This window comes from Ancylobacter sp. IITR112 (assembly GCF_041415945.1).
Classification (GTDB): domain Bacteria; phylum Pseudomonadota; class Alphaproteobacteria; order Rhizobiales; family Xanthobacteraceae; genus Ancylobacter.
Genome location: NZ_JBGCUS010000001.1, coordinates 809,034 through 832,333, shown reverse-complemented (window position 1 = coordinate 832,333; position 23,300 = coordinate 809,034). Strand labels below are relative to the sequence as shown.

The 23,300-nt window shown below is 69.6% G+C and carries 22 protein-coding genes; 7 read left to right on the top strand and 15 right to left on the bottom strand.

The features are described from left to right. Positions 1-93: 93 nt before the first annotated feature. Together AAC979_RS03805 and cysS are read right to left on the bottom strand one after the other, a co-directional pair. The gene (locus AAC979_RS03805) at positions 94-618 is read right to left on the bottom strand and encodes a GNAT family N-acetyltransferase (protein ID WP_371348991.1); all 525 of its coding nucleotides are present in this window, start codon (positions 616-618) and stop codon (positions 94-96) included. Next, the gene (gene cysS / locus AAC979_RS03800; protein WP_371345488.1) at positions 600-1,994 is read right to left on the bottom strand and encodes a cysteine--tRNA ligase; all 1,395 of its coding nucleotides are present in this window, start codon (positions 1,992-1,994) and stop codon (positions 600-602) included. The genes AAC979_RS03805 and cysS overlap by 19 nt, the downstream gene beginning before the upstream one ends. Positions 1,995-2,274: 280 nt before the next feature. Here cysS and AAC979_RS03795 point away from each other — a divergent pair, with 280 nt between their 5' ends. Further along, a complete protein-coding gene (locus tag AAC979_RS03795; RefSeq protein ID WP_371345487.1) occupies positions 2,275-2,607 on the top strand; it encodes a hypothetical protein in 333 nt (110 codons plus the stop codon). Between the two features lie 47 nt (positions 2,608-2,654). Here the strand turns inward: AAC979_RS03795 and AAC979_RS03790 are convergent, their stop codons facing one another. After that, on the bottom strand, positions 2,655-3,203 hold the full coding sequence (locus AAC979_RS03790) for a CreA family protein (RefSeq protein WP_371345486.1): 549 nt from the start codon (positions 3,201-3,203) through the stop codon (positions 2,655-2,657). Positions 3,204-3,393: 190 nt separating this feature from the next. Between AAC979_RS03790 and AAC979_RS03785 the strand changes: the two genes are divergently transcribed. Then, positions 3,394-4,413 (top strand): DUF2865 domain-containing protein, encoded by a 1,020-nt coding sequence (locus AAC979_RS03785; protein ID WP_371345485.1) that lies wholly within the window; start codon positions 3,394-3,396, stop codon positions 4,411-4,413. A 126-nt stretch (positions 4,414-4,539) separates the two neighbouring features. Here AAC979_RS03785 and AAC979_RS03780 read toward each other — a convergent pair whose 3' ends face one another. Further along, the gene (locus tag AAC979_RS03780) at positions 4,540-5,901 is read right to left on the bottom strand and encodes a glutamate--tRNA ligase (protein ID WP_371345484.1); all 1,362 of its coding nucleotides are present in this window, start codon (positions 5,899-5,901) and stop codon (positions 4,540-4,542) included. Between the two features lie 146 nt (positions 5,902-6,047). On the opposite strand from AAC979_RS03780, the gene AAC979_RS03775 reads away from it, so the two are divergent. Continuing rightward, positions 6,048-6,968: an AEC family transporter gene (locus AAC979_RS03775; RefSeq protein WP_371345483.1), complete on the top strand. Its 921-nt coding sequence runs from the start codon at positions 6,048-6,050 to the stop codon at positions 6,966-6,968. Positions 6,969-6,996: 28 nt separating this feature from the next. Here the strand turns inward: AAC979_RS03775 and AAC979_RS03770 are convergent, their stop codons facing one another. The 3 genes from AAC979_RS03770 to AAC979_RS03760 form a co-directional block, all read right to left on the bottom strand. Continuing rightward, positions 6,997-8,385 (bottom strand): nitrilase-related carbon-nitrogen hydrolase, encoded by a 1,389-nt coding sequence (locus AAC979_RS03770; RefSeq protein ID WP_371345482.1) that lies wholly within the window; start codon positions 8,383-8,385, stop codon positions 6,997-6,999. 54 nt (positions 8,386-8,439) lie between these two features. After that, complete coding sequence (locus AAC979_RS03765; protein WP_371345481.1) at positions 8,440-10,479, bottom strand: rhamnan synthesis F family protein; 2,040 nt, start codon at positions 10,477-10,479, stop codon at positions 8,440-8,442. A 181-nt stretch (positions 10,480-10,660) separates the two neighbouring features. After that, a complete protein-coding gene (locus AAC979_RS03760) occupies positions 10,661-11,011 on the bottom strand; it encodes a winged helix-turn-helix transcriptional regulator (RefSeq protein WP_371345480.1) in 351 nt (116 codons plus the stop codon). Positions 11,012-11,195: 184 nt separating this feature from the next. Here AAC979_RS03760 and AAC979_RS03755 point away from each other — a divergent pair, with 184 nt between their 5' ends. Then, positions 11,196-12,209: a zinc-binding alcohol dehydrogenase family protein gene (locus tag AAC979_RS03755; RefSeq protein WP_371345479.1), complete on the top strand. Its 1,014-nt coding sequence runs from the start codon at positions 11,196-11,198 to the stop codon at positions 12,207-12,209. Between the two features lie 9 nt (positions 12,210-12,218). Here the strand turns inward: AAC979_RS03755 and AAC979_RS03750 are convergent, their stop codons facing one another. The 5 genes from AAC979_RS03750 to gor all read right to left on the bottom strand — a co-directional run bounded on the left by AAC979_RS03750 (position 12,219) and on the right by gor (position 17,909). Further along, a complete protein-coding gene (locus AAC979_RS03750) occupies positions 12,219-13,049 on the bottom strand; it encodes an alpha/beta hydrolase (RefSeq protein WP_371345478.1) in 831 nt (276 codons plus the stop codon). 9 nt (positions 13,050-13,058) lie between these two features. Continuing rightward, positions 13,059-13,877 carry an alpha/beta hydrolase gene (locus AAC979_RS03745; RefSeq protein ID WP_371345477.1) on the bottom strand — a complete coding sequence of 273 codons (819 nt, stop codon included), beginning with the start codon at positions 13,875-13,877 and terminating at the stop codon, positions 13,059-13,061. 94 nt (positions 13,878-13,971) lie between these two features. Beyond that, complete coding sequence (locus AAC979_RS03740) at positions 13,972-14,757, bottom strand: alpha/beta hydrolase (protein WP_371345476.1); 786 nt, start codon at positions 14,755-14,757, stop codon at positions 13,972-13,974. A gap of 78 nt (positions 14,758-14,835) precedes the next feature. Continuing rightward, entirely contained in the window at positions 14,836-16,221 is a 1,386-nt protein-coding gene (locus AAC979_RS03735) for a class II 3-deoxy-7-phosphoheptulonate synthase (protein WP_371345475.1), read from the bottom strand. Between the two features lie 281 nt (positions 16,222-16,502). Further along, entirely contained in the window at positions 16,503-17,909 is a 1,407-nt protein-coding gene (gene gor, locus AAC979_RS03730; protein ID WP_371345474.1) for a glutathione-disulfide reductase, read from the bottom strand. Between the two features lie 216 nt (positions 17,910-18,125). On the opposite strand from gor, the gene AAC979_RS03725 reads away from it, so the two are divergent. The 3 genes from AAC979_RS03725 to AAC979_RS03715 all read left to right on the top strand — a co-directional run bounded on the left by AAC979_RS03725 (position 18,126) and on the right by AAC979_RS03715 (position 21,183). Further along, a complete protein-coding gene (locus AAC979_RS03725) occupies positions 18,126-19,091 on the top strand; it encodes a Bug family tripartite tricarboxylate transporter substrate binding protein (RefSeq protein ID WP_371345473.1) in 966 nt (321 codons plus the stop codon). Between the two features lie 84 nt (positions 19,092-19,175). Then, the gene (locus tag AAC979_RS03720; RefSeq protein WP_371345472.1) at positions 19,176-19,661 is read left to right on the top strand and encodes a tripartite tricarboxylate transporter TctB family protein; all 486 of its coding nucleotides are present in this window, start codon (positions 19,176-19,178) and stop codon (positions 19,659-19,661) included. Positions 19,662-19,671: 10 nt separating this feature from the next. Then, the gene (locus AAC979_RS03715; RefSeq protein WP_371345471.1) at positions 19,672-21,183 is read left to right on the top strand and encodes a tripartite tricarboxylate transporter permease; all 1,512 of its coding nucleotides are present in this window, start codon (positions 19,672-19,674) and stop codon (positions 21,181-21,183) included. Positions 21,184-21,255: 72 nt separating this feature from the next. Here the strand turns inward: AAC979_RS03715 and AAC979_RS03710 are convergent, their stop codons facing one another. The 3 genes from AAC979_RS03710 to AAC979_RS03700 all read right to left on the bottom strand — a co-directional run bounded on the left by AAC979_RS03710 (position 21,256) and on the right by AAC979_RS03700 (position 23,192). Next, a complete protein-coding gene (locus tag AAC979_RS03710) occupies positions 21,256-21,834 on the bottom strand; it encodes a DUF2059 domain-containing protein (RefSeq protein WP_371345470.1) in 579 nt (192 codons plus the stop codon). A 21-nt stretch (positions 21,835-21,855) separates the two neighbouring features. Next, complete coding sequence (gene rpiA, locus AAC979_RS03705) at positions 21,856-22,557, bottom strand: ribose-5-phosphate isomerase RpiA (protein WP_371345469.1); 702 nt, start codon at positions 22,555-22,557, stop codon at positions 21,856-21,858. Positions 22,558-22,661: 104 nt separating this feature from the next. Beyond that, complete coding sequence (locus tag AAC979_RS03700; protein WP_371345468.1) at positions 22,662-23,192, bottom strand: hypothetical protein; 531 nt, start codon at positions 23,190-23,192, stop codon at positions 22,662-22,664. Between the last annotated feature and the right edge of the window lie 108 nt (positions 23,193-23,300).

Below are 23,300 nucleotides of genomic sequence, written 5' to 3'. Positions count from 1 at the left end.
CTCCAACACCCGGCACCAAGGCGAGGAGGACCGGGACACGCCCGACCATGACGACATTCAAGCAGGGCTGGCAAAGCCCACCGCCCGCCCCCTTCAATGCGTGGTGTCGGGCGCCCCGAGCGGCTTTTCCATCGTCGTATTGGCCAGCCACACCCCGCCGAGGGAGAGCGTGTTGCGCTGCTTGGGGGTGAAGCCGCGCTTGCCGAAGAAGTCGAGCGCGGTGTCGCTGGCCTCGACGGTGAGGCTTTTCGCCCCGCGGGCGCCGGCCAGCCGCTCGATGGCATCATAGAGCAGCGCCCCAACGCCCTCCCCCGCCACATCCGGCCGGACATAGAGCATGTCGATCAGCTTGTTGTCGGCCAGCGCGATGAAGCCCACCGGCTCACCATCGCGGGTGGCGATCAGCGTCAGTTGATCCTTCAGCCGCGCCGCCAGTGCCTCCACGTCGGAAGCCGCCGCCGCCCAGGCTTCCTGTTGGTCGCTGTCGTAATCCTCGCCCGTGAGTTCGAGGATCGCCGCCTCGGCGATGGCGGCGAGCACCGGCAGGTCGCCCGGCAGGGCCGGGCGCAGCGCGGCGGCGGGTGGGCGTGCGGCCGCGCTCACCGCTTCGGCTCCCAGCTCGTGGTGCCGTCCTTATTGTCCTTCAGCGCCACGCCGAGCGCGAGAAGCTCGTCGCGGATGCGGTCGGAGGCCGCCCAGTCGCGATTCTGCCGGGCAAGGATGCGCTCGGCGATGCGCGCCTCAATCTCTTCGGCCGGAATGGAAAGCTCCGGCACGCGCGCCGCCGCCCAGGCTTCCAGCGGCCCGGGCTCGAAGCCGAGAAAGGCCAGCGTGCCGGCCAGCGCCTTCTTGCCGGCATGGTCGCGCAGCGCGTGCATCTCGGCGATGGCCTTGGGCGTGTTGAGATCGTCGGCCAGCGCCTCCAGCACCGCCGGCGCCGGGCGCGGATAGGCGTCGGGCGCGGCGGCGTCGAACCACTGCTCCAGCGTCTTCGCGCTCTCCTCCAGCCCCTTCACCGTCCAGTCGATCGGCTGGCGGTAATGGGTCTTCAGCATGTTGAGCCGCAGCACCGGGCCGGGCCAGTCGGCGAGCAACTGGCGGATGGTGATGAAGTTGCCGAGCGATTTCGACATCTTCTCACCTTCCACCTGCAGGAAGCCGTTATGCATCCACACCTTGGCCATCAGCCCGGAATGGAAGGCGCAGCGCGACTGCGCCACCTCGTTCTCATGGTGCGGGAAGACGAGGTCGATGCCGCCGCCGTGAATGTCGAAGGTTTCGCCCAGATGCTTCCAGCTCATGGCCGAGCACTCGATGTGCCAGCCCGGCCGGCCGAGAACCGTGATGCCCGCCGGCGAGGCCCAGCCCGGCTCGCCCGGCTTGGAGGGCTTCCACAGCACGAAATCCATCGCGTCCTGCTTGTAGGGCGCGACATCCACCCGCGCGCCGGCCAGCATGTCGTCGAGCGGCCGGTTGGAGAGCTTGCCGTAATCCGGCATGGAGGGCACCGAGAACAGCACATGGTCCTCGGCGACATAGGCATGGCCGGAGGCGACCAGCATCTCGATGAGCTGGCGCATTTCGGCGATGTGCTCGGTCGCGCGCGGCTCCACATCCGGGTGCAGCACGCCGAGCGCTTCGAGGTCGTCATGGAACTGCGCCTCGGTGGTGAAGGTCACCTTGGCGATCGCCTCGTTGAGGTCGAGGCCCGGGTGCTCGGCCGCCGCGCGCGCGTTGATCTTGTCGTCCACGTCGGTGATGTTGCGCACATATTTGACGTGGTCGGCGCCATAGAGGTGGCGCAGCAGCCGGTAGAGCAGATCGAACACGATCACCGGGCGCGCATTGCCGATATGGGCGAAGTCGTAGACGGTCGGGCCACAGACATACATGCGCACCCTGGCGGGATCGAGGGGTGTGAACACCTCCTTGGTCCGCGAGAGCGTGTTGTAGAGCTTCAGCTCGGGAAGCGCCTGTGCGTTGGTGCCCGACATTAACTGTGCCTTCTCGATCCTGCCGCGCCCGAGGGGGCGCAGCGTGGCGTCTGTCGTCCGTTTGGCCGGCCGCGTCAAGCCGGGCGCGCCGCGACGGAGCGGACGGGCGAATTTTCATCGCATCCGGCCCACCCGATCACCTCAGTTGACCCAGCGAGAAAGGAGAGCTATTGGGCCGGCACGACGATGGCGGCGCGAAATCTTAAGGGTCGGTTCAAACCTTTTCGCCACATTGACGTTGTCCTGCCGCCACCTTGTCGCCACCAGTGAACGCACCCCCATGAACGCGATGCCGCGCCTGCGCCTGTCTCTGCTCGCCCTCGCCGTGACGCTGTCCGCCGGCCTCGCGCGGGCGGATGAGGATACCGGGATTTTCAGCGTCGACCTGTCGGACGGCTACGGCATCGATACCTGCATCGCCACCGGAGCAAGCTGCGGCCAGGCGATGGCGGATGCGTGGTGCCGCGTCCACGGCTTCACCCGCGCCACCGGCTTCGGCATGGCCCGCACCGATGTGCAGGCCGGGCTCGGCGAGGTTGCCACGCCGGTTCGCACCGCCGCCTGCGAGGGCAGCGCCTGCCAGGGCGCCGTCGCCATCACCTGCGCGCGCTGAGCGCGGCGCGGGCAGCCGGCGCCCCCTGACGGCGGCGCCTCACGCGGTCATTTGAGGAAATCCGCGCATTTGGGCGCCTCATTGGTCGCACCCCACGGCATGATGGGGACGGTCGAGGTCGAGTTCTTCGGGCTGCCCTCGATCAGCTTGTCGGAATAGACGAGATAGACCAGCACATTGCGCTTGGTGTCGCAGCCGCGCACGATCTGCATCTTCTTGAAGATGAGCGAGCGGCTCTCGCGATACACCACGTCGCCCTGCTCGAATTTGCGCTTGAAGCTGATCGGCCCGATCTGCCGGCAGGCGATGGAAATGTCCGACACCTCCTCCGCCACACCCAGCATGCCCTTCACCCCGCCGCGCTCAGGCACAGTGTAGTGGCAGGCGACGCCGTCGACCACGGGATCGTCAATGCCATAGGTCGCGAGCTTGTCGTCCGGAGTGAGGAATTTCCACACCGTTGACTTGCGGAAGATGAGATCCGGCTCCTGCGCCTGCGAGGGCGTAGCGGCGAAGCCGGCGCCGAGCGCCAGGGCGGCGAGCGCCAGGCAAAGCGTTTTCAGGCGGGGCGATTTCAGGCGGGGGGCGCGGATCATGCGGCGGTGAACTCCGGTCGGGATGCCCCGCATATGGGGGCCGCAGGCGGGCGCGCAATGCCGCCGCGCGGCGGCGGGTGCGCGCGGACAAAGCCGGTTCAAACTTTCGACATGCTTGCCATGCTCATTGCACCCGGCGCCCGTTTCCGGCACACCCTCACAGTCCGCCATCGCGATTGCAGTCCCTTTGATGACATTCCGCCGTTCCCGCCTTGCCGCCCGCCTCCTCCTCGCCGCGGCGCTTCTCGCCCCGGCCGGTTTCGCGGCGGCGCAGGACTACCCGCCCGGCAGCGTCGGCGGCGGCTATGACAGCGGCTATGATGGCGGCGACCGCTCCACCTGCATCCGGCTGGAAGGCCAGCTTGCCGGGCTCGACCGGCGCGGCGGCGGCGGCCAGCCGGATTACGGCGCCGCCATCGCCCAGCAGCAGCAGGACATCGCCAATCTGACCGCGCAGGTGCGCCAGCTCGGCTGCGACAAGCGCGGCTTCCTCATCTTCCAGCCGCAACTGCCGCCTCAGTGCGAATCGCTCAACCGGCGCCTCACCCAGGCCCGCTCGACGCTCGACCGCACCATGATGCAGGCGCGCGGCCAGCAGAGCGGCAATGACGAGCAGCGCCGCCAGCTCATCTACGCCCTCGCGCAGAACAATTGCGGCCCGCAATATCAGGCGGCGCTCGGCCAGGGCGGCGGCGGCAATTACGGCAACCAGAACCGCCGGCCGCGCAATTTCATCGAACAGCTGTTCGGCGTGCCGATGGAGGAATCCGGCCCGCTGGACGTGCAGCCGCTGGACATGCCGAAGGTCTCGACCTACCGCACCGTCTGCGTGCGCACCTGCGACGGCTTCTTCTTCCCGATCTCCTACGCCGCCACCCCGGCGAAGTTCGGCTCCGACGAGGCCCAGTGCCAGCGCCAGTGCCCGGGCACCGAGGCGCGGCTGTTCGCCTATCGCAACCCGGGCGAGGACATCAACCAGGCGGTCGGCATCAATGGCCAGCCCTATATGTCGCTGCCCACCGCGCTGCTGTTCAAGAAGGAATATGTCGCCGCCTGTTCCTGCCGCCCGGCCGGCATGAGCTGGGCGCAGGCGCTCTCCGGCGCGGAAGACCCTACGCTGCGCAAGGGCGACATCGTCGTCACCGAGGACGCCTCGCGCGAAATGTCCCAGCCGCGCCCGGCCGCCCCGCCCGCGACCAAGAAGCCCTGATTCTCCCAATAGCCGACATCCCGGACGGGCGAAGGCCGATCCGGGACCGTCTCCCCGATCGGCACGCGATCCCGGCTCTCCGCGACGCGGCGGCGGGGATGACGGCCGGAGCCCGGCCTGCCCGACCTAGGCGCTCTCGCCCCGCAGCCGCGCCGCCGCCTTGTCGCGGCCGATCAGCGGCAGCAGCGCCTTCATTTCCGGCCCGCTCTCGCGCCCGGTGAGGGCAAGGCGCAGCGGGTGGAACAGTCCCCGCCCGGCGCGTCCGCTCGCCGGCTTCAACGCCGCGATCCAGCGCGGATAGACATCCTCGCCCCACGCCTCCGGCAGCAGCGCCGCCGCCTGCGCGAGGAAATCGGCATCCTCCGGCGCGGAGACCGGCGTCAGCGGCCCCTCGACCACGCGCCACCAGTCGGCCGCCTCGGAAAGGTGGGCGAGATTGCCGCGCACTGCCAGCCAGAACGCCTCAAAGCCGCCGACGCCGAGCCCCTCCAGCCGCGCGGCCACCGCCTCATACGGCAGGTGATGCAGCGTCGCGGCGGTGAGCGCGGAAAGCTCCGCCGGGTCGAAGCGCGCCGGGGCGCGGGAGATCGCGCCGAAGTCGATCCTGGCCGCCAGCGCGTCGAGCGAGGCGACCGGTTCCACCGCCCGCGAGGTGCCGGTGAGCACGGCGAGGCTCGCCACCGCCAGCGCCTCTTCGCCTTCCGCCCGCAGCGCCCTTAGCGAGAGATGGCCGAGCCGCTTGGACAGCCCCTCCCCGCTCGGCAGCACCAGAAGATTGTGGTGTCCGAAGCGCGGCACCGGGCCCCCCAGCGCCTCGATGATCTCGATCTGCACGCCGGTATTGGTCACATGGTCCTCGCCGCGCACCACATGGGTCACGCCCATGTCGATGTCGTCGACGACGGATGTCAGCGTGTAGAGATAGGAGCCGTCCTCGCGCACCAGCACGGGATCGGAAAGGGTTGCGGTGTCGACGCCCTGCCGCCCGCGCACGAGGTCGTCCCACGCCACCTGCCGGCCATCGAGGCGGAAGCGCCAATGCGGCCGGCGCCCGTCCACCTCCAGCGCCGCGCGCTCGGCCGCGGAGAGTTTCAGCGCCGCGCGGTCATAAAGCGGCGGCAGGCCGCGCCGGCGCCGCGACTGGCGCCTGGCCTCCAATTCGTCCTCGGTTTCATAGGCGGGGTAGAGGCGCCCCAGTTCCTTCAGCCGCGCCACCGCCGCGTCATAACGCGCCAGCCGCCGCGACTGGTGCTCCACCCGGTCCGGTACGAGGCCGAGCCAGCCCATATCCTGCGCGATGGCATCGGCGAACGCCTCAGTGGAGCGTGCGGTATCCGTATCATCATAGCGCAGGATGAAAGTACCACCCCATTGCCGGGCGAACAGGGCATTGTACAGCGCGGTTCGCGCGTTGCCGACATGCAGGAGGCCGGTGGGCGACGGTGCGAAGCGCAGGACGGGCGGGGTGTCGGGGGCTGTCTCGGGCATGCCGTCTTATCGCCGAGGACAGGCCGGCGGAGCAAGCGCCGGCGCGGCAAAGCCGTGACATGAGAGCCCGCTATGCGCCGCTCTGTGCTTGGCTTTGGTCGACCTTATGCCAATGGCGCTACGGCGCCGATGAGTGGAGTATTCTTGTGACGCCGATTATTCAGGATATTTTTTCCATCTTTTTCGTCCTCGCCCTCGGCTATGTCGCGGGAAAACGCTCCAGCTTCGATCAGGCGCAGGCCTCGGGATTCAATCATCTGGTCCTCACCTATTGCCTGCCCGCGCTGCTCTTTGTCTCCATCGCCAATTCCTCGCGCGAGGCGCTGTTTTCCGACACGCGGCTGCTCAGCATTTCCGTCGCCGTGCTGCTGTTCTGGTATTTCATCGCCTTTTTCGGCGCACTCCTCGTCTTCGGCCATGACCGGCGGGAAGCCGGCATCGCCGGGCTCAGCGCCGGCGCGCCGACCGTGGGCTTTCTCGGCATGGCGGTGCTCTCGCCGCTGTTCGGCGGCACGGCTGCTCTGAGTGTCGCCATCGTCGCGCTGGTGGTGAACGTCATCCTCGTCCCGCTCGGCATGTTCTTCGTCGCGCCGAAGGGCACCAGCCCCGGCGCCGCGCTGGTCAAGGCGGCGAAGGAGCCGGTGGTGCTGGCGCCGATGATCGCGGTCGTGCTGGTGCTGGCCGGCGTCCGCATGCCCGAGTTTTTCCAGGCGCCGCTGGCGCTGATCGGCCACGCCACCTCGGGCGTCGCGGTGTTCGCCGCCGGGCTGGTGCTCTCCGCGCACAAATTCCAGCTCAATGCGGAAGTGCTGTGGAATTCGCTGGTCAAGGTCGGGCTGATGCCGGCCTCGATGCTGGCGCTGGCGCTGCTGACGGGGGTCAGCCCCACCCATCTCGAACAGGTGGTGCTGCTCGCCGCGCTGCCGCCGGCCTTCTCGGGCATCGTCATCGCCGGCCGCGAACAGACCTATGTCGATCTCGCCTCCTCGACGCTGATCGTCAGCGTGGTCGCCTTTGCCGGGGCGGCGCCGCTATGGACCGCGCTCGCCCGCCATCTCGCGGGGTAAGCCGGCGCTGTCGGCGGATGGCACTCGGTCAGCCCGGCAGCGCGGCGAGGAGGGCGTCGGGAACCACCGGCCCGTCCGGGCCGAGCGCCCCAGCCGGCTTCCAGCGGTTGCGCAGCCGGGAGAGACGGATCCACTGCGTGTCGTCGAGCCCGGCCAGAGGATCAAAAGCGCCCGGCACGTCCTCGCCGGGCGCCAGCAGCAGCGCGCAGCGCCGGTCGGCCAGCGTCTGCAGCAGCGCGGCGCGCAGATGGGCTGGAAGCGTGTCCCGGCCGTCTTGCGGGGCGGCGGCCAGCGGCGCCACAACACCGGCCACCGCCTGCAGCAGCTCGGCCATCGGCGCTGTATCGGTGCGCACGCCCAGTACCTGCATCAGCGCCGCTGCGTCGGCAGAGCCCTCCGGCGCGGGCGCGGCGAAAGCCACCGCCTGCACCCGCTCCGCCCCCAGCGCATCCACCGCGAGCACGCCGGCGAGCACGCCGGCGAGCGCGGCGGCATCGCCGGCGAGCGGCAGCACCGTGCCGGAATGCCCATTCTTCTCGACCGTGTCGCGCAGGCCGAGCATGGCGGCGGCATAGTCCGCCTCGTCGCCCTCCAGCAGTGGCGCCCGTGCGCCCTCCTCGCAGCGCCAGCCGTCGGCCCAGCGCTCCCAGCGGGTGATCCGCACCCGCTCCTGGAAATTCGGCAGTTGCACCGCCAGCGTGCGGTCGGCATTGAGCACGAAAGAGCCGCCGTCGAACCCCAGCGCCCCCTGCCCGCCCACCGGGTTGAGCCAGGCAAGCGGCAGCCCGCTCTCCATCACCCGGGCGACGGCGAGGCTCAGCCGCTCGTCCTGCGCCTGACGTTGATGGGGCGAGGCGCCCGGGGCGATGAGGATTTCCGCACCGGTCTCGGCAAGGCACTCGATCACATCGGCCGAGGCGAGATCCGCCCCCACCGGCACGCCGAGCCGCACGCCGCGAAAAGCCAGCGGGCCCGGCAGCGGGCCGGGAGTGAAGACGCGGCGCTCCTCCCACCGGCCAGAGCCGGCCAGCTCCACCTTGAAACGGCTCGCCGCCACTTTGCCGCCCTCAAGCAGCAGCGCGGCATTGAACAGCCGGCCGCCTTCGCTCCATGGCGCTCCGAGCAGCAGCGCCGGGCCGCCATCGGCGGTCTCGCGGGCGAGCGCCTCCACCTCCTCGCGGCACGCGGCCTGAAAGTCCGGGGCGAGCATCCGCTCCTCTGGCGGCCGGCCGGAAAGGAAAAGCTCGGGAAACGCCACCAGCTCCGCCCCCTGCCCGCCCGCCAGCGCCCGCGCCGCGCGCACGCGCCCCGCATTGCCGGCGGGGTCGCCGGCCACCGGGTTGAGCTGGGCAAGGGCGATCAGCACCTGATCGGCGGGGGCGAAGCTGGACGCGCTGGACGGGAAAGCATCGGACATGGCCGTGATGTAGCCTTCCCCTGCGGCGGCGGCAATCGCCGCCGCCCCGGCCGCTCAGTCCCAGTCGGTGCCCGGCACCCGCGCGGCGGCTGTGGTGAAGCCGGCCCCGCGCACCGCCATCGGCAGCAGCCGCTCCAGCCCGTGCATCAGCGTGCCGTCGTCGGGTATAGGCTCGGCGGGATAGTCCGCCCAGCCGAGATCGAGCCGGAGATAGGGGGCAAGCGCCTCCGGCCGGATGGCGAACATGTTGCCGACGGGAAAATCGACATAGGTGCCCGGCGGCTCGGTCAGGCCGAGATCCTCCCGCAACTCCGCACAGATGCGGCCATTGCGGGCCCAGTCCAGCAGATGCGTGTCCTCGGGATAGATCAGCCCCAGCTTCGGCTGCGCCTCCATATAAGCGAGCACGGCATCGAGCATGGGGTGGGCGCCGCCGATCAGATTCTCCCACAGGAAATGCCGCCAGGGATCGCCAATGGCGCGGCGCCGGCCTTTCGTCTTCTTGCCGTGAACATGAAAGAACACGTCATGGCCGCCGCCCGTCAGCACGTCGCGCAGGCCGGTGAGGAACGGCCCGACATCGCGCCCGCTATTGGGCACGAGGTCGATCCGCACCGGCGCCGGATAATCCGCCGTCATCACCTTCAGCTCGGCCGCCTTGGCCGGCGTGTCGGTGGTGAGGAAGAGATCGGGGCGGCTGGCATTGACCGCGACGCGCTCCAGCAGTTCCGGCAGCAGGTCGGGATAGAAGAAATGCCCGTGCAGCGCGCTCTTCAGCCCGCTCGCCCGCTTCTCCCGCAGCGGCCCGAACACCGGGATCGCCCACGGCCCCGGCGGGCAGCCGCGCTCGATCCAGTGCGCGAGCGGGTAGCGCCTTTGGTCGAAGCAGGCGACGGGATGGTGCTCGGCATAGATCAGCGGGTGAAAGCCGGAATAGGGCCGGCGCAGCGGCGGCCGGTTGGGGTGGCGCTTCAACAGCGCCTTGCGCCGCCAGTCGGCGATCCGCGCTTCCAGCTTTTCCACCACGGTGAAATCGCCCGGCGGGTCATTTTCGCGCGGAATGTCGAGCACTTCCAGCCGCTCCGGCTCATGGCCGAGCACCAGCGACACTTCCCGGTCCAGTTCCTCGCCGATCTCGTGGCCGACGGCCAGCACCTCGGCCGCGCCGGCGCCCAGCGGGTCGTCGGCCGCCACCAGCCGCCGCCGCGCGGCAAAGCGCGGCAGGGCGGATAGCGCCGCCGCGCGCGCCGCGGATGAGGGGAAGACGAGCGCGCTCGCCCGGTCCAGCGCCAGTTCCAGCGCCGGACCCAGCACCGGGTCCAAAGCCGGCTCGACGGCGGGGACCGGCGAAGCTCGCCCGGTAAGGCCGGCATCGGGAGCGCCGATCACCGCGACGACGGGAATGCCGCGCTGCTCCAGAGCATCGGCGGCGTCGATGGTCCCCAGTCCTGCGGTGACGGCGAAAAGCGGCCGGTCGGCGCCGGCGCGCAGCGCCAGCGCGTCGAGCAGCACCGCGCGGGGCGCTCGTGCGCCGGCGACCGGCACCGGCACCAGCGTCACCCCTTCGCCGGCGGGAGCCCGCTCGCCATCCGCCGTCGCCCCGTCCAGCACCAGCACCACGACATGGTGATCGCGGGCGAGCTGGCGCAGCAGCCCCTCCGCCGGCGCGGCGCTGGTCTCGATCACCACGAACACGGTCCGCCGCCCCGGCATGGGCGGGGGAAAACGCAGCGTGGCGACCAGCGGCGCCAGCGTCGCGTCGGAACGGGTCAGCCAGTTGGCGAAGGGACGCCGGGGCCGGCCGGGTTCCTTGAAGATCACGCCCTCCAGCCCGGGGCGCGGGCGCTGATAGGCGTCGAACAGCAGCGCGCGCAGAAAGGCGCGCGGATGCCCCTCGGCGTCGAACAGCAGCCGCCCCAGCCGGCGCCCGGCCTTCTGCGTGTTGGCGGTGATCCAGCGCCGCAGCGGGCTTCGCTGCTTCGGCATGTGATAGCGCGCGCGCTTGGCGGGGCGGTCCTCGCCGGCACGATCCGGCGGCGCGCCGGCGGGCGCGGACGATGCCTGTTCCGGCAGGGAAGACTCGGAAGGGGTCATGACACTCCGGCGGGCCGATGCGAAGGGCGGACCGAGCGGCGACGGCGTCGCTCCCGGCGGAACCGGGAGGCGCTCGGTACTCCCGGCGTTCTAATGAGCGCGGCCGTCGAAGGCCAGAGCCTTGCGCGCAAACTCACTCCGCCGCCACTTCGCTCTGCCGCCACCTCACTCTGCCGCCACCTCACTCTGCCGCCACGTCAAAGGCGCCGCGCGGGCGGCGTCCCCAGCGGTGCAGGGCGAGGATGGCCGGACGCAGGCCCTCGCCCGCCGCGGTCAGCCGATAGCCGACCTGAGGGGGAATGGTGGGGTAGACGGTGCGGGCGATCACCCCGTCCGCCTCCAGTTCGCGCAGCGCCTTGGCGAGGATGCGCGCGGTGACATTGGGCATGCGCCGGCCGAGTTCGCTGAACCGCACCTCGCCCGAGAGCAGATGATAGACGATGCCGCCCTTCCATTTGGCGCCGATGATTTCCAGCGCCGCCTCCACCGGGCAGCCCTCGCCGCACGCATAGTCCTGATGCCGCCTCGCCATTGCCTGCCTCCGCTCCGGGCGCGCCAAATCTAGGGCGCGCGGCACGTGCGGAAAAGAGCGTTACATTTTCGATAGCTGCCGACAATTTCGTGCGTTCTTGCGCGCCGCGCGGCCATGGCGACATCTGGGGACAGAACGTCAACACAGGCGCGGCGCCTTGGCGGCGCGGCGCGGGAGAACTGTCATGAAGGCCATAGGCTACACGCAATCGCTGCCCATCACCGAGGAGCGCGCGCTCTTTGAGTTTGAGGCCGCCGCCCCGCTCCCCGGTCCGCGCGACCTGCTGGTGCGGGTCAAGGCCATCTCGGTCAATCCGGTCGACACCAAGGTGCGGATGCGCCGCGCCGGGAGCCCCGAGGCGCCGGTCATCCTCGGCTGGGATGCCGCCGGCGTGGTCGAGGCGGTGGGGGCCGAGGTGACGCTGTTCAAGGCGGGCGACGCGGTGTTCTATGCCGGCGATCTCAACCGGCCGGGTACCAATGCCGAGCTGCACCTCGTCGATGAGCGCCTTGTCGGCCCGAAGCCGGCGACGCTCGATTTCGCCGAGGCCGCCGCGCTGCCGCTCACGTCGCTTACCGCCTGGGAAGGGCTGTTCGACCGGCTGCAGGTGCCGAGGGACGGAGGCGAAGGGGCAAACCTGCTCATCGTCGGCGCGGCGGGCGGGGTCGGCTCGATGGCGGTGCAGCTCGCCCGCCAGCTCACCCGGCTCACCGTCATCGGCACCGCCTCGCGGCCGGAAAGCCGCGCCTGGGTGGAGCGGCTCGGCGCCCATGCCGTGATCGACCATTCCCGCCCGCTCAGCGAGGAGATCGCCGCCGCCGGGCTGGGCGAGATCGACTACACCTTCTCGCTGACGCAGACCGACCGGCACTGGCCGGAAATCATCAAGGCCGCCCGTCCGCAGGGCCGCCTCGCCCTCATTGACGACCCCGCGAGCCTCGATCCGCTGCCGCTGAAGGCCAAGAGCCTGTCGCTGCACTGGGAACTGATGTTCACCCGCTCGCTGTTCGCCACCCCGGACATGGTCCGCCAGCACGAGATTCTCGCCGAGGTGTCGCGCCTCGTCGATGCCGGCACGCTCATCGCCACGGCGGGCACACGCCTCGGCGCCATCAACGCGCAAAACCTCAAGCGCGCCCATGCCGCGCTTGAGAGTGGCGCCACCATCGGCAAGATCGTGCTGGAAGGCTGGGACTGAGGGCGGGACTCACTCCGCCCGCGCGGCCGCCCCTGGCGACAGGGGCGGCAGGGGGCGATGGCGCGCCACCCAGCCATAGCGCAGTTCGAGCCAGCGCTCGATGAGGCCGTAGCGCAGGCGCCGCACCAGCCCCCGGCATTTGCGCGCGCGCAGGGTGCGGTAATAGGAGATGGCCGCGCGTCGCCGCCACAGCTCCGCCTGCCAGGCGCCGGCATCGAACTCGCCCTGCGCCACGCCCAGGATCAGCGGTTCCAGCAGCCCGCTCTCCAGCACATATTCGGTGACATGGTGGTCGCTGAAATGGCTGTGCAGCGGCACCAGCGCCACCTCGCGGCGCAGCAGCGCCACATGCCGGCGGTCCATGTTGAAGGGATCATAGACCACATAGACCCCGGCCTGCCGGCGGGGGGGCAGCCGGTCCCAGATCAGCGCCGTCGTCTCCGGCGCCCAACGCTTTTCCCAGGACGCGCGGCGCGGATCGACGCTCGCCTGCGGGGACAGGGCGATCACGCTGTCGGCGCCGAGCCAGCCGGAAAAGCGCAAGGCCGCATAGCCGCCCATGCTGGAGCCATAGAGCACGAGGCGGGCCGCCAGCGGAATGTCGGCGCGGATGGCGGCGAGCGCCGCCTCCATGTCCGGGTACTGGTACCAGTCATTGCCGCGGCACATCACATGATAGGCGGTATAGCCGCGCTTGGCGAAGAACGCCTCGCCGAAGCCGCGCCGATCCGGCGGGCGCACCGGCAGCATAGGCTCGAAGGTGACGAAGACCGGGCCGTCGGACCGGCCCGGCACCTTCACCACCTGCAGCGTGTCGGAGGCGAAAACGACCTGTCGCACCGCCGCGCCTCAGAGCGCCCGGTCCGGGGTCAGCCCGGCCGCATCAGAGGCGCCGCCTGTGCCGAGCCGGCGTTCGAGCAGGTGCTCGATGAGGATGTAGCGCAGCCGGCGAAACAGCCCGGTGCGCTTGCGCCGGCGGATTCGGGCATAGGTTTCGGACACCTGCCGGCGCTGCCAGATGCGCCGCTCAAAGCCAGGCGCGTCGAAGCGGCCTTCGGCGATGTCGAGCACCGCGCTCTCCAGCAGGCCGCATTCATTGACATAGGTGATGGAGGCATGGCCGCTGAAATAGATGCGCACCAGATCGAGCGCCCCCTCGCGCCGCAGGGCGCGGATATGGCGGCGGTCCTGGTTCAGCGGGTCGTAGAACACATATTTCACCGCCCCGGCGCGCGGGGGCTGCCGGTCCCAGGTCACGGCGCGGCTCTGCGAGCGCCAGCGCCGTTCCCACCACACCCGCCAGCGGTCGATGCTGTATTGCGGCGAGAAGGCGATCACCACCTCCGCGCCCAACGGCTCGGAGAAGCGGTAAGCGGCATAGCCGCCCATGCTCATGCCATAGGTGATGACGCGGGCGCCGGGCGGCAGGTCGGCGCGCACGCGGGCCAGCGCCTCGGGCATTTCCGGGTACTGGTACCAGTGATTGCCGGAGGGCAGGAAGTGATAGGCCGGGCGCCCGCGCTTGGCGAAGAAATCCTCGCCGAAGCCCCTGCGGCCGGTCGGCCAGTCGGCCCGCATCGATTCGAAGGTGACGAACACCGTGTCGTCGTTCGCGCCGGGAACCTTGACGACCGTGAGGTTCTCGCTCTGGAAGATGACCTGACGCACACCACGCCTCGCTGGCCGCGAGCGGCCTGTTCGTGCGACGGCAAACTAGCCAGAGCCGTCCGCCGCCGACAATCACAATTTCGCAACGCCGCCCTCACAGGCCGAAGCGGTCGATCGCCTCGGCGATAAGGCGGCGCAGCAGCCGCCGGCGCTTGAGCGCGCGCTTCTCGCGGTGCAGCGGCGACCGGTCGAGACGGCCGGCGAGTTCGCGCTGGAAGGCGGCGGGGTCGAAACGGTTCTCGCCGACATCCAGCACCAGCTTGCCCAGCAGCCCGGTCTGCATCATCACGGTGATCGAGCCATGCCCGGCATAGGGCACGCGCACCGGCACCACATCGGCCTCGCGCGCATAGAGCCGCATATGCCGCCGGTCGCGGTTGTGCGGATCGTAGCAGAGATAGACCGGCACGCCGCGCGGGGCCATCAGATGCTCCCACAGCACCTGGCGCGGGCGGTCGAACAGCCGGTCCCAGCGCCGGTCCCACGGCACCTTCTTCGGGTCGATGCTGTATTGCGGCGAGAAGGCGAGGATGCGCGTCACCCCGAGCCGGCCGGCGAAGCGGATGGCGGCATAGGCGCCCATGCTGACGGCATAGGCGACCACCTCGGTACCTGGCGCGATATCGGCCCGCACCCGCGCCAGCACCTCCTCCATTTCCGGGTACTGGAACCAGAAATTGTCGGCGGCGAAGAAGTGGTAGGCGGGAAAGCCGTTGTCGCGCAGGAACTTCTCGGCGAAGGCCTGGCGCTCGGGGTTCTTGTCGAGGACATGCGGCTCGAAGGTGACGAAGACCACATCGGTGCGGGTGCCGGCGGTGCGGACGACGCGCACATTGGCGGTCTCCACCAGCACATGCCGGGCGGGTTCAGGCTGCGACACGCATCCTCCTCACGAAAACACCGCGGCTTTGGGGCCGCGGTGCTCTGCGTTTCCTTCGCGCATAAACGGGCGCGGAACCTATTCCGCCGCCTCTGTCACCGGGCGCACCCGGCCCGCGCGCTCCTGCTTCAGCAGTTCGGCGACGAGGAAGGCCATCTCGATCGCCTGCTCGGCATTGAGGCGCGGATCGCAATAGGTGTGGTAGCGGTCCTTGAGGTCCGCATCCGAGATCGCGCGCGCGCCGCCGGTGCATTCGGTAACGTTCTTGCCGGTCATTTCCAGATGCACGCCGCCGGCATAGGTGCCCTCGGCCGCATGGACGGCGAAGAAGTCCTTCACCTCCTTGAGGATCTGGTCGAACGGCCGGGTCTTGTAGCCGGACGCCGCCTTGATGGTGTTGCCGTGCATGGGATCGCACGACCACACCACGGTGCGGCCCTCGCGCTTCACCGCGCGCACCAGGGCGGGGAGGTGGTCGCCCACCTTGTCCGCGCCGAAGCGTGCGATCAGCGTGAGGCGGCCGGCCTCGTTCTGCGGGTTCAGCGTGTCGATGAGCCGGATGAGATCGTCCGGCTTCAGCGACGGGCCGCACTTCAGCCCGAGCGGGTTCTTCACGCCACGGCAATATTCCATGTGCGCATGGTCCGCCTGGCGGGTGCGGTCGCCGATCCAGATCATGTGGCCGGAGGTCGCGTACCAGTCGCCCGTGGTCGAATCCACCCGGGTCAGCGCTTCCTCGAAGCCGAGCAGCAGCGCCTCATGCGAGGTGAAGAACTCGGTCGAGCGCATCTCCGGATGATGCTCCGGGTCGATGCCGATGGCGCGCATGAAGTCGAGCGCCTCGGTGATGCGGTCGGCCAGCGCCTGGTAGCGGCCGGACTGGGGGCTGTCCTTGATGAAGCCGAGCATCCACTGATGCGCGTTGCCGAGGCTGGCATAGCCGCCATTGGCGAAGGCGCGCAGCAGGTTCAGCGTCGCCGCAGACTGGCGGTAGGCTTCAAGCTGCCGGCGCGGATCGGGAATGCGCGCGGCGGGGGTGAACTCGATGTCGTTGACGATGTCGCCGCGATAGGACGGCAGTTCGACATCGCCCACCTTTTCCATCGGCGCCGAGCGCGGCTTGGCGAACTGGCCGGCGATGCGGCCCACCTTCACCACGGGGGAGGCGCCGGCATAGGTCAGCACCACCGCCATCTGCAGGAAGACGCGGAAGAAATCGCGGATATTGTCGGCCGAATGCTCGGCGAAGCTCTCGGCGCAGTCGCCGCCCTGCAGCAGGAAGGCCTCGCCATTGGCGACCTTGGCCAGCTCGCGCTTCAGGCGGCGCGCCTCGCCGGCGAAAACCAGCGGCGGAAACGAGGCAAGCTGACGCTCCACCGCTGCCAGAGCAGCGGCGTCCGGATAGTCCGGCACCTGCTGAACGGGCAAGGCCCTCCAGCTATCCGGCGTCCAGCGATCAGACATGACGGCCTCCAAAAGCTCCACACGCGCCGGGCTCTTCCCGGCGGAAAGGCGGGCCTTATACACCCAAGCCTTGCCGCCGCGCCAGTGCACCGCCGCAAGGGCAGACATGCCCCCGCGCGCCCTTGCGCACGCCCCTCGCCGTACCTCGCTTCGCGGCCACCGCCCCCTTCCCTCATGGCCGGGCTTGACCCGGCCACCCAGGCGTCGCGCCACCCGGCATCGTGGCTGGATCCCCGGGTCAAGCCCGGGGATGAGGGGCCGTGAGGAACGCGATTACCGGCCTAAAGCGCCGGCGTTGCCTCGGTGGAGGCTTCGGGCAGCGGGTCGCTGCTCACATGCCGGGAGCGCAGCGTCACCAGTTCCTCGGCGCTGGACGGGTGCAGCGCCATGGTGCGGTCGAAATCGGCCTTGGTGGCGCCGACATTCATCGCGATCGCCGCCATCTGCACCATCTCGCCCGAGCCTTCGCCGATGAGATGCAGGCCAAGCACCCGGTCGTCGGCCTGGTCGACCAGTATCTTCATGAAGGTGCGCGAGGTCCGCCCCGACAGCGTCGCCTTCAGCGGGCGGAAATCGGTCTTGTAGATGTCGAGCCGCCGTCCCTGCGCCCGCGCCTCCTCCTCGGTGAGCCCCACCGTGCCGATTTCCGGCTCGGTGAACACGGCGGTGGGAATGTTGTCATAGCTCACCTGCCAGGGCCGCTTGCCGAACACCGTGTCGGCGAAGGCATGGCCCTCGCGGATGGCGACCGGGGTGAGGTTCACCCGGTTGGTCACGTCGCCCACCGCGTAGATGGAGGCAATGTTGGTGCGGGAGTGCGCGTCCACCGCAATGGCACCGGCCTCGTCGAGACGCACCTCCACCGCGTCAAGGCCGAGCCCCACCGTGTTCGGCACCCGGCCGATGGCCAGCATCACCTCGTCGGCATAGAGGTCGCGCCCGTCATTCAGCCGCACGCGCTTTTCGCTGGCTTCCTGAAAGATGCCCTCAATGGTGACGTTGAAGGCGAACTCCACCCCGTTCTGCGCCATCTCGTCGACGATGCGGTCGCGTATGTCGCCGTCGAAGCCGCGCAGCAGCTTGTCGCCGCGATGCACGACCGTGACCTTGGCGCCGAGCCCGGCGAGCAGGCTGGCGAATTCCAGCGCGATATAGCCGGCGCCCTGAATGACGATGCGTTCGGGAAAGCGTTCGAGATGGAAGATCTCGTTGGAAGAGATGCCGAGCTCGCAGCCGGGAAAGTCCAGCCCGCGATTGGGCCGCCCGCCCGTGGCGATAAGGATGGTGCGCGCGCTCACCTCGCGTCCGTCGGCGAGGCGCACCGCATGCGGGCCGGCAAGGCTGGCGCGCTGGCGCAAAATCTCCACGCCGGAGCGGGTGAGATTGGCGGTATAGGCGCCTTCCAGCCGGGCGATCTCCTTGTCCTTGTTGGCGATCAGCGTCGGCCAGTCGAAGCGCGCGCCCTCCACGCTCCAGCCAAAGCCGGCGGCATCCTCGAATTCATGGGCGAAGCGGGCGGCGTAGACGAACAGCTTCTTGGGCACGCAGCCGCGAATGACGCAGGTGCCGCCGAGCCGGTATTCCTCGGCCAGCATCACCCTGGCGCCATAGCCGGCCGCGATGCGGGCGGCGCGCACGCCCCCCGAGCCGCCGCCGATGACAAAGAGGTCGACGTCGAACTGGTCCATGAAAGGCTCTCCCGCGCTGGCTGGTTACCCGCATGTCGCCCCGCTGGCCGGCCTCGTCAAGCACGCGCATGGCTCCTGCGCGAATCCGTGGGGGCGATGGCAACTCATACTTGCGGGGAACTCGACAGCGGGGCCCCGCCGGCCTTAGCTTCTTTTACCGCGTCTCAAGCGGCGGCCAGCGTCCAATGTGCCGCCGCCCTGTCCTGGGAGGAAATCATGAACCATCTGTTTCGCGGGGCGCTGCTCGCCGCCGCCGTCATCGCCGCGCCGTTCACGGCGGCGCATGCCGAAATCGACGAACTCAAGATCATCGCCCCTGCCGCCCCGGGCGGCGGCTGGGACCAGACCGCGCGCTCGATCCAGCATGTGCTGCAGACCGACGATCTGGTGGAAAACGTGCAGGTGCTCAACGTGCCCGGCGCCGGCGGCACCATCGGCCTCGCCCAGTTCGTCAATGGCAGCAAGGGCGATCCCAATGTGATGATCGTCGGCGGCTATGTCATGGTCGGCGCCATCATCACCAACAAGTCGCCGGTGAACCTGTCGATGGTCACCCCGATCGCCCGCCTCACCGGCGAGTATGAGGCCATCGCAGTGCCGGCGAATTCGCCGCTGAAGTCGCTGGCCGATCTCGTCGCGGCGCTGAAGGCGGACCCGCAGAAAGTGTCCTGGGCCGGCGGCTCGGCCGGCGGCACCGACCACATCACCGCCGGCCTGTTCACCAAGGCCATCGGCGTCGATCCGCGCAAGGTCAACTACATCGCCTTCTCCGGCGGCGGCGAATCGCTCGCCTCCATTCTCGGCGGCAAGGTAACGGTCGGCATTTCCAGCCTGTCGGAATTCGACGCGCAGGCCAAGGCCGGCAAGCTGCGCATCCTCGGCGTGTCGAGCCCCGAGCGCCTTCCCGACGCCCCCGACGTGCCGACCTTCAAGGAATCCGGCGTCGACGTGGAAATCCAGAACTGGCGCATGATCGCCGCCGCCCCCGGCATCACGGCGGAACAGAAGCAGGAACTGACCCAGACCATCGACAAGATGGTGAAGTCCAAGGCGTGGACCGAGATGCTGGCGCAGAAGGGCTGGGCTAACACCTATCTCTCGGGCGAAGCCTTCGACGCGCAGCTCGCCAAGGACATCGCCGCCACACAGACCATCCTGAAGGATATCGGCCTCGCCCAGTAAGGCGCGCCGCTCCGACTTTCCTCCACTCCCCCGCGGCGCGCTGCGGGGGAGTCTTTCGTTTCGCCCCACCCCGGAGCCCCGCCGATGAGCGATCCCCGCCCCGCCCCTGCCGCCGGGCCCGACAAGGCCCGCTTCGTCATCGCTTTCGCCCTCGCCCTCCTGTCCCTCGTGGTCGGCTGGGATGCCTGGCGGCTTTCCGGGATCAACACCTATTCGGCCGTGGGGCCGGAAGTGTTCCCCGCCCTCATCGCAGCCGGCCTCGCTGTGCTGGCGCTGGCCAATGCGGTCGAAGCCGTGCGCGAGGGCGCGCAGGACCGCCCACGCGACGAGATCGGGCCGATGGCCTGGGTGCTGGCCGGGCTGATCGGTCAGATCGTGCTGCTCGCCTTCGGCGCCGGCTTCGCCATCGCCACCGGCTGGCTGTTCGCCGCCACCGCGCGGGGCTTCGGCAAGGGTCCGGTGTGGGCGCACTTCCTCGCCGGGGCGGCGATGTGCTTCCTCATCTATGTGGTGTTTGCCAAGGGGCTGGAACTGGCCCTGCCGGCCGGCCCGCTCGAACGGCTGATCTGAGGGCCCTGCGATGGACACGTTTGCCGCCCTCAGCCAGGGCCTGATGGTTGCCCTGCAGCCGATGAACCTCGTCTTCGCCTTTGTCGGCGTCATGCTCGGCACGGCGGTCGGGGTGCTGCCGGGCATCGGCCCGGCGCTCACCGTCGCGCTGCTGCTGCCGATCACCTTCAAGCTCGACCCGGCCGGCTCGCTCATCATGTTTGCCGGCATCTATTATGGCGGCATGTATGGCGGCTCCACCGCCTCCATCCTGCTGAACACGCCGGGCGAAAGCTCCTCCATCGTCACCGCGCTGGAAGGCAACAAGATGGCCCGCGCCGGGCGCGGCGGGCCGGCGCTCGCCACCGCCGCCATCGGCTCCTTCGTCGCCGGCACCATCGCCACCATCGGGCTGGCGCTGGTGGCGCCGACCGTGGTCGATCTCGCCATCTCCTTCGGCCCGGAAGATTATCTCGCGCTGATGGTGCTGGCCTTCACCACCGTCTCGGCGGCGTTCGGCTCCTCGGTGACGCGCGGCCTCACCAGCCTGTTCATCGGCCTCGCCCTCGGCCTCATCGGCATCGACCTGCAGAGCGGGCAGGCGCGGCTGTCCTTCAGCGTGCCGGACCTGCTCGACGGCGTCGAGGTGACGACGCTGGCCGTCGCCCTGTTCGCCATTGGCGAAACGCTGTCCGTGGTGGCGGCGGGCGCGCGGGCGGACGAGATCATCGAGCCGGTCAAGGGCTCGGTGTTCATGAACAAGGAGGACTGGAAGCGCTCCTGGAAGCCCTGGCTGCGCGGCACGTTTCTGGGCTTCCCCATCGGCGCCATGCCGGCGGGCGGAGCGGAAATCCCCACCTTCCTGTCCTATGCGCTGGAAAAGCGGCTGTGCCGCAAGCCGGACGAGTTCGGCAATGGCGCCATCGAGGGCGTCGCCGGCCCGGAAGCCGCCAATAATGCGGCGGCGGCCGGCGTGCTGGTACCCCTCCTCACCCTCGGCCTGCCGACTTCGGCCACCGCCGCCATCATGCTCGCCGGCTTCCAGCAATATGGCATGAACCCCGGCCCGCTGCTGTTCGCCACCAATCCGGACCTCGTCTGGGGCCTCATCGCCAGCCTGTTCATCGCCAATGGCATGCTGCTGGTGCTGAACCTGCCGCTGGTCGGGCTGTGGGTGCGCCTGCTGGCGATTCCCCGTCCCTGGCTCTATGGCGGCATTCTGGTGTTCGCCACGCTCGGCACGCTCGGCGCCAATCCCTCGCTGGTTGAACTCGGCATGCTGCTGATCTTCGGCCTGCTCGGCTATGTGCTGCGGCGCTACGACTACCCGATCGCGCCGGTCGTCGTCGGCCTCATCCTCGGCCCGCTGGCGGAGCAGCAGCTTCGCCGGGCGCTCGCCATCAGCGTCGGCGACCCCGTGGTGCTGTTCCAGAGCCCGGTGGCGCTGGCGCTCTATGCGCTCTCCGCCCTCGCCCTGTTCGGCCCGCTGCTGTTCTATGTCATCACCGGCCGCAAGGCCCCGGTGGGCGGCGACGAGGATTGACGCCTCCGACCTCCCGACACAAAAATGCCCGGCGCGAGCCGGGCATTTTCATTTGGGGTAAGCCGCCGGGCGTCAGATGGTGAAGCCGCGCTTCTTCATTTCCTCGCGCACGCGGACTTCCATCTCGCGGGCGAACTGGGCGCTCCAGGCCTGAATGGCGCTGAAGCCGGCCTTGAGCAGTTCCTCGCGCTTGGCGACCAGCTTCTTGCCGGCCTCGGAGCGGTAGAAGGCGAGCAGGTCGCGCAGTTCCTCGGTGGTGAACTCGGTGGCGTAGATGGTGGCGAGAATCTGCACGATCTCGCTGCGGCGGCTCTCATATTGCGCCGAGAGCTGCTTGGCGACCTCGCGCAGGTCGCGAATCAGGTCCGGATTGGCCTGCACGAAGCCGGCCGCCGTCTGCTCCACCACATTGGGGATGACCGCGTCGAAGCTGCTGGCCTCGCCATTGGCGACAAGCAGTTCATTGGCGAGCTTCATCTGCTCGGCGCTGGGCTGCGGCGGCTTGGGCGCGGCTGCCTGGGCGAGCTGGAACGGCGCGGTATCCTGCGCCAGCGCCGGCGCGGCGCCGGCCAGCAGGGCGAGGCCCATCGCGGCGGCGGCCAGCGGCGCGGCCCGCCGGGCGGCGCGCGGAGCGGCAATATCAAGCTGCATGAAACTCTCCTGACGAACTGCTCACGCGCGGTCGATGACCGTCACGCCGCCGGCGCCCGCGAGAATGACGCGGCTCGCCAGATTGATAAAGAGGCCGTGCTCGACCACGCCCGGCACGTTGGACAGTTCGGCGGCGAGCGCGGTCGGGTTGGTGATGCTGCCATAGGCGGCATCGAGGATCAGGTGTCCCTGATCGGTGACGAAAACATGACCGTCCGCCCGCCGGCGCAGCGTCAGCAGGCCGTGGCAGCCGGCGGCGCGGGCGGCGCGGTCAATGCCGCGGCGTATGGCGGCGACGCCGAAATCCACCACCTCGATCGGCAGCGGAAAGGTGCCGAGCACCTCCACCTTCTTCGAGCCGTCGGCGATGACGATCATCTGCTTGGCCGCCGAGGCGACGATCTTCTCGCGCAGCAGCGCGCCGCCGCCGCCCTTGATCAGGGTGAGGTCAGGGCCGACCTCGTCGGCGCCGTCAATGCACAGATCGAGCACGGGGTGCTCGTCCAGCGTGCCGAGCGGAATGCCGAGCCCTTCCGCCTGGGCGCGGGTCGCCTCGGAGGTCGGCACGCCGACCACCTCCAGCCCTTGCTTCACCCGCACGGCGAGCAGGTCGACGAGATGCTTGGCGGTGGAGCCGGTGCCGAGGCCGAGCTTCATGCCCGAGCGGACATATTCCAGCGCCTGCGCGGCCGCCTGTCTCTTGAGGTTGTCAGCGTCGGACATGATCGCCCCGGGGCCTCTCGATTTTAGCGCTTCTCAAGTCTCGTCTCGTGCGTAGCGCCGTTGGCGCGCGCCGACAAGCCCGCCGCCCCCGCCGCCCCCGTCGATCATTGGGCTGAAGGCGGGGTGCACACCACCGCAGGCTCGACCCCGCCCCCGTCCTTCGGCATGTCGCGGACATAGCAGACGCTCATCTGGCCGGTGACGGCATTCACCCGGAAGATGCCGGTCTCGCCGGAATAGCGGGTGGACATGATGTCGTAGCGCCCGGGCGCCGCCGCCTGCGCGCTGGCATCGCGGCGGAAGCAGCGGGTGACGCCGATCAGGCTGCCCTCCGGGCGCTCGAACTGGCAGGCATTCACCTCACCCGTGCGGCTATTGACGGAATAGAGCCGGTTCGCCTGCGCCGCCGGGGGCGAGCCGAACACATAGGTGGCGCCGTCGGCCGGACCCTGCGCCGGCGCGGCCGGAGCGTCCGCCGGAGCGGCAGGGGCTGGCGCCGACGCGGCGCCGGGGGCGCCGTCGCCCGCGCCGTCCTTTGTGCCGTCCTGCGCCAGCGCGCCGCCGCCCAGCAGCACGATCAGGCTGAAAGCCGCCGCCGTCATGACCCCACGCCCGTTCTGCATCGTCGTCCTCATTGCCGGAACATCCTGCGTCTGTCTCGTCCACCCCTGCCGCCGGCCGCGCCCGCATGCGCCCGATGGACGCGGAAGGCTGGACAGCAAAAGCGGCAGGATTGTAGGCCT

Excerpts from the sequence above, each read along its gene's own strand:
- cysS (WP_371345488.1), bottom strand. The coding sequence starts at position 1,994 with ATGTCGGGCACCAACGCACAGGCGCTTCCCGAGCTGAAGCTCTACAAC.
- AAC979_RS03795 (WP_371345487.1), top strand. The coding sequence starts at position 2,275 with ATGAACGCGATGCCGCGCCTGCGCCTGTCTCTGCTCGCCCTCGCCGTG.
- AAC979_RS03790 (WP_371345486.1), bottom strand. The coding sequence starts at position 3,203 with ATGATCCGCGCCCCCCGCCTGAAATCGCCCCGCCTGAAAACGCTTTGC.
- AAC979_RS03785 (WP_371345485.1), top strand. The coding sequence starts at position 3,394 with ATGACATTCCGCCGTTCCCGCCTTGCCGCCCGCCTCCTCCTCGCCGCG.
- AAC979_RS03780 (WP_371345484.1), bottom strand. The coding sequence starts at position 5,901 with ATGCCCGAGACAGCCCCCGACACCCCGCCCGTCCTGCGCTTCGCACCG.
- AAC979_RS03770 (WP_371345482.1), bottom strand. The coding sequence starts at position 8,385 with ATGTCCGATGCTTTCCCGTCCAGCGCGTCCAGCTTCGCCCCCGCCGAT.
- AAC979_RS03765 (WP_371345481.1), bottom strand. The coding sequence starts at position 10,479 with ATGACCCCTTCCGAGTCTTCCCTGCCGGAACAGGCATCGTCCGCGCCC.
- AAC979_RS03760 (WP_371345480.1), bottom strand. The coding sequence starts at position 11,011 with ATGGCGAGGCGGCATCAGGACTATGCGTGCGGCGAGGGCTGCCCGGTG.
- AAC979_RS03755 (WP_371345479.1), top strand. The coding sequence starts at position 11,196 with ATGAAGGCCATAGGCTACACGCAATCGCTGCCCATCACCGAGGAGCGC.
- AAC979_RS03735 (WP_371345475.1), bottom strand. The coding sequence starts at position 16,221 with ATGTCTGATCGCTGGACGCCGGATAGCTGGAGGGCCTTGCCCGTTCAG.
- gor (WP_371345474.1), bottom strand. The coding sequence starts at position 17,909 with ATGGACCAGTTCGACGTCGACCTCTTTGTCATCGGCGGCGGCTCGGGG.
- AAC979_RS03725 (WP_371345473.1), top strand. The coding sequence starts at position 18,126 with ATGAACCATCTGTTTCGCGGGGCGCTGCTCGCCGCCGCCGTCATCGCC.
- AAC979_RS03720 (WP_371345472.1), top strand. The coding sequence starts at position 19,176 with ATGAGCGATCCCCGCCCCGCCCCTGCCGCCGGGCCCGACAAGGCCCGC.
- AAC979_RS03715 (WP_371345471.1), top strand. The coding sequence starts at position 19,672 with ATGGACACGTTTGCCGCCCTCAGCCAGGGCCTGATGGTTGCCCTGCAG.
- AAC979_RS03710 (WP_371345470.1), bottom strand. The coding sequence starts at position 21,834 with ATGCAGCTTGATATTGCCGCTCCGCGCGCCGCCCGGCGGGCCGCGCCG.
- rpiA (WP_371345469.1), bottom strand. The coding sequence starts at position 22,557 with ATGTCCGACGCTGACAACCTCAAGAGACAGGCGGCCGCGCAGGCGCTG.
- AAC979_RS03700 (WP_371345468.1), bottom strand. The coding sequence starts at position 23,192 with ATGAGGACGACGATGCAGAACGGGCGTGGGGTCATGACGGCGGCGGCT.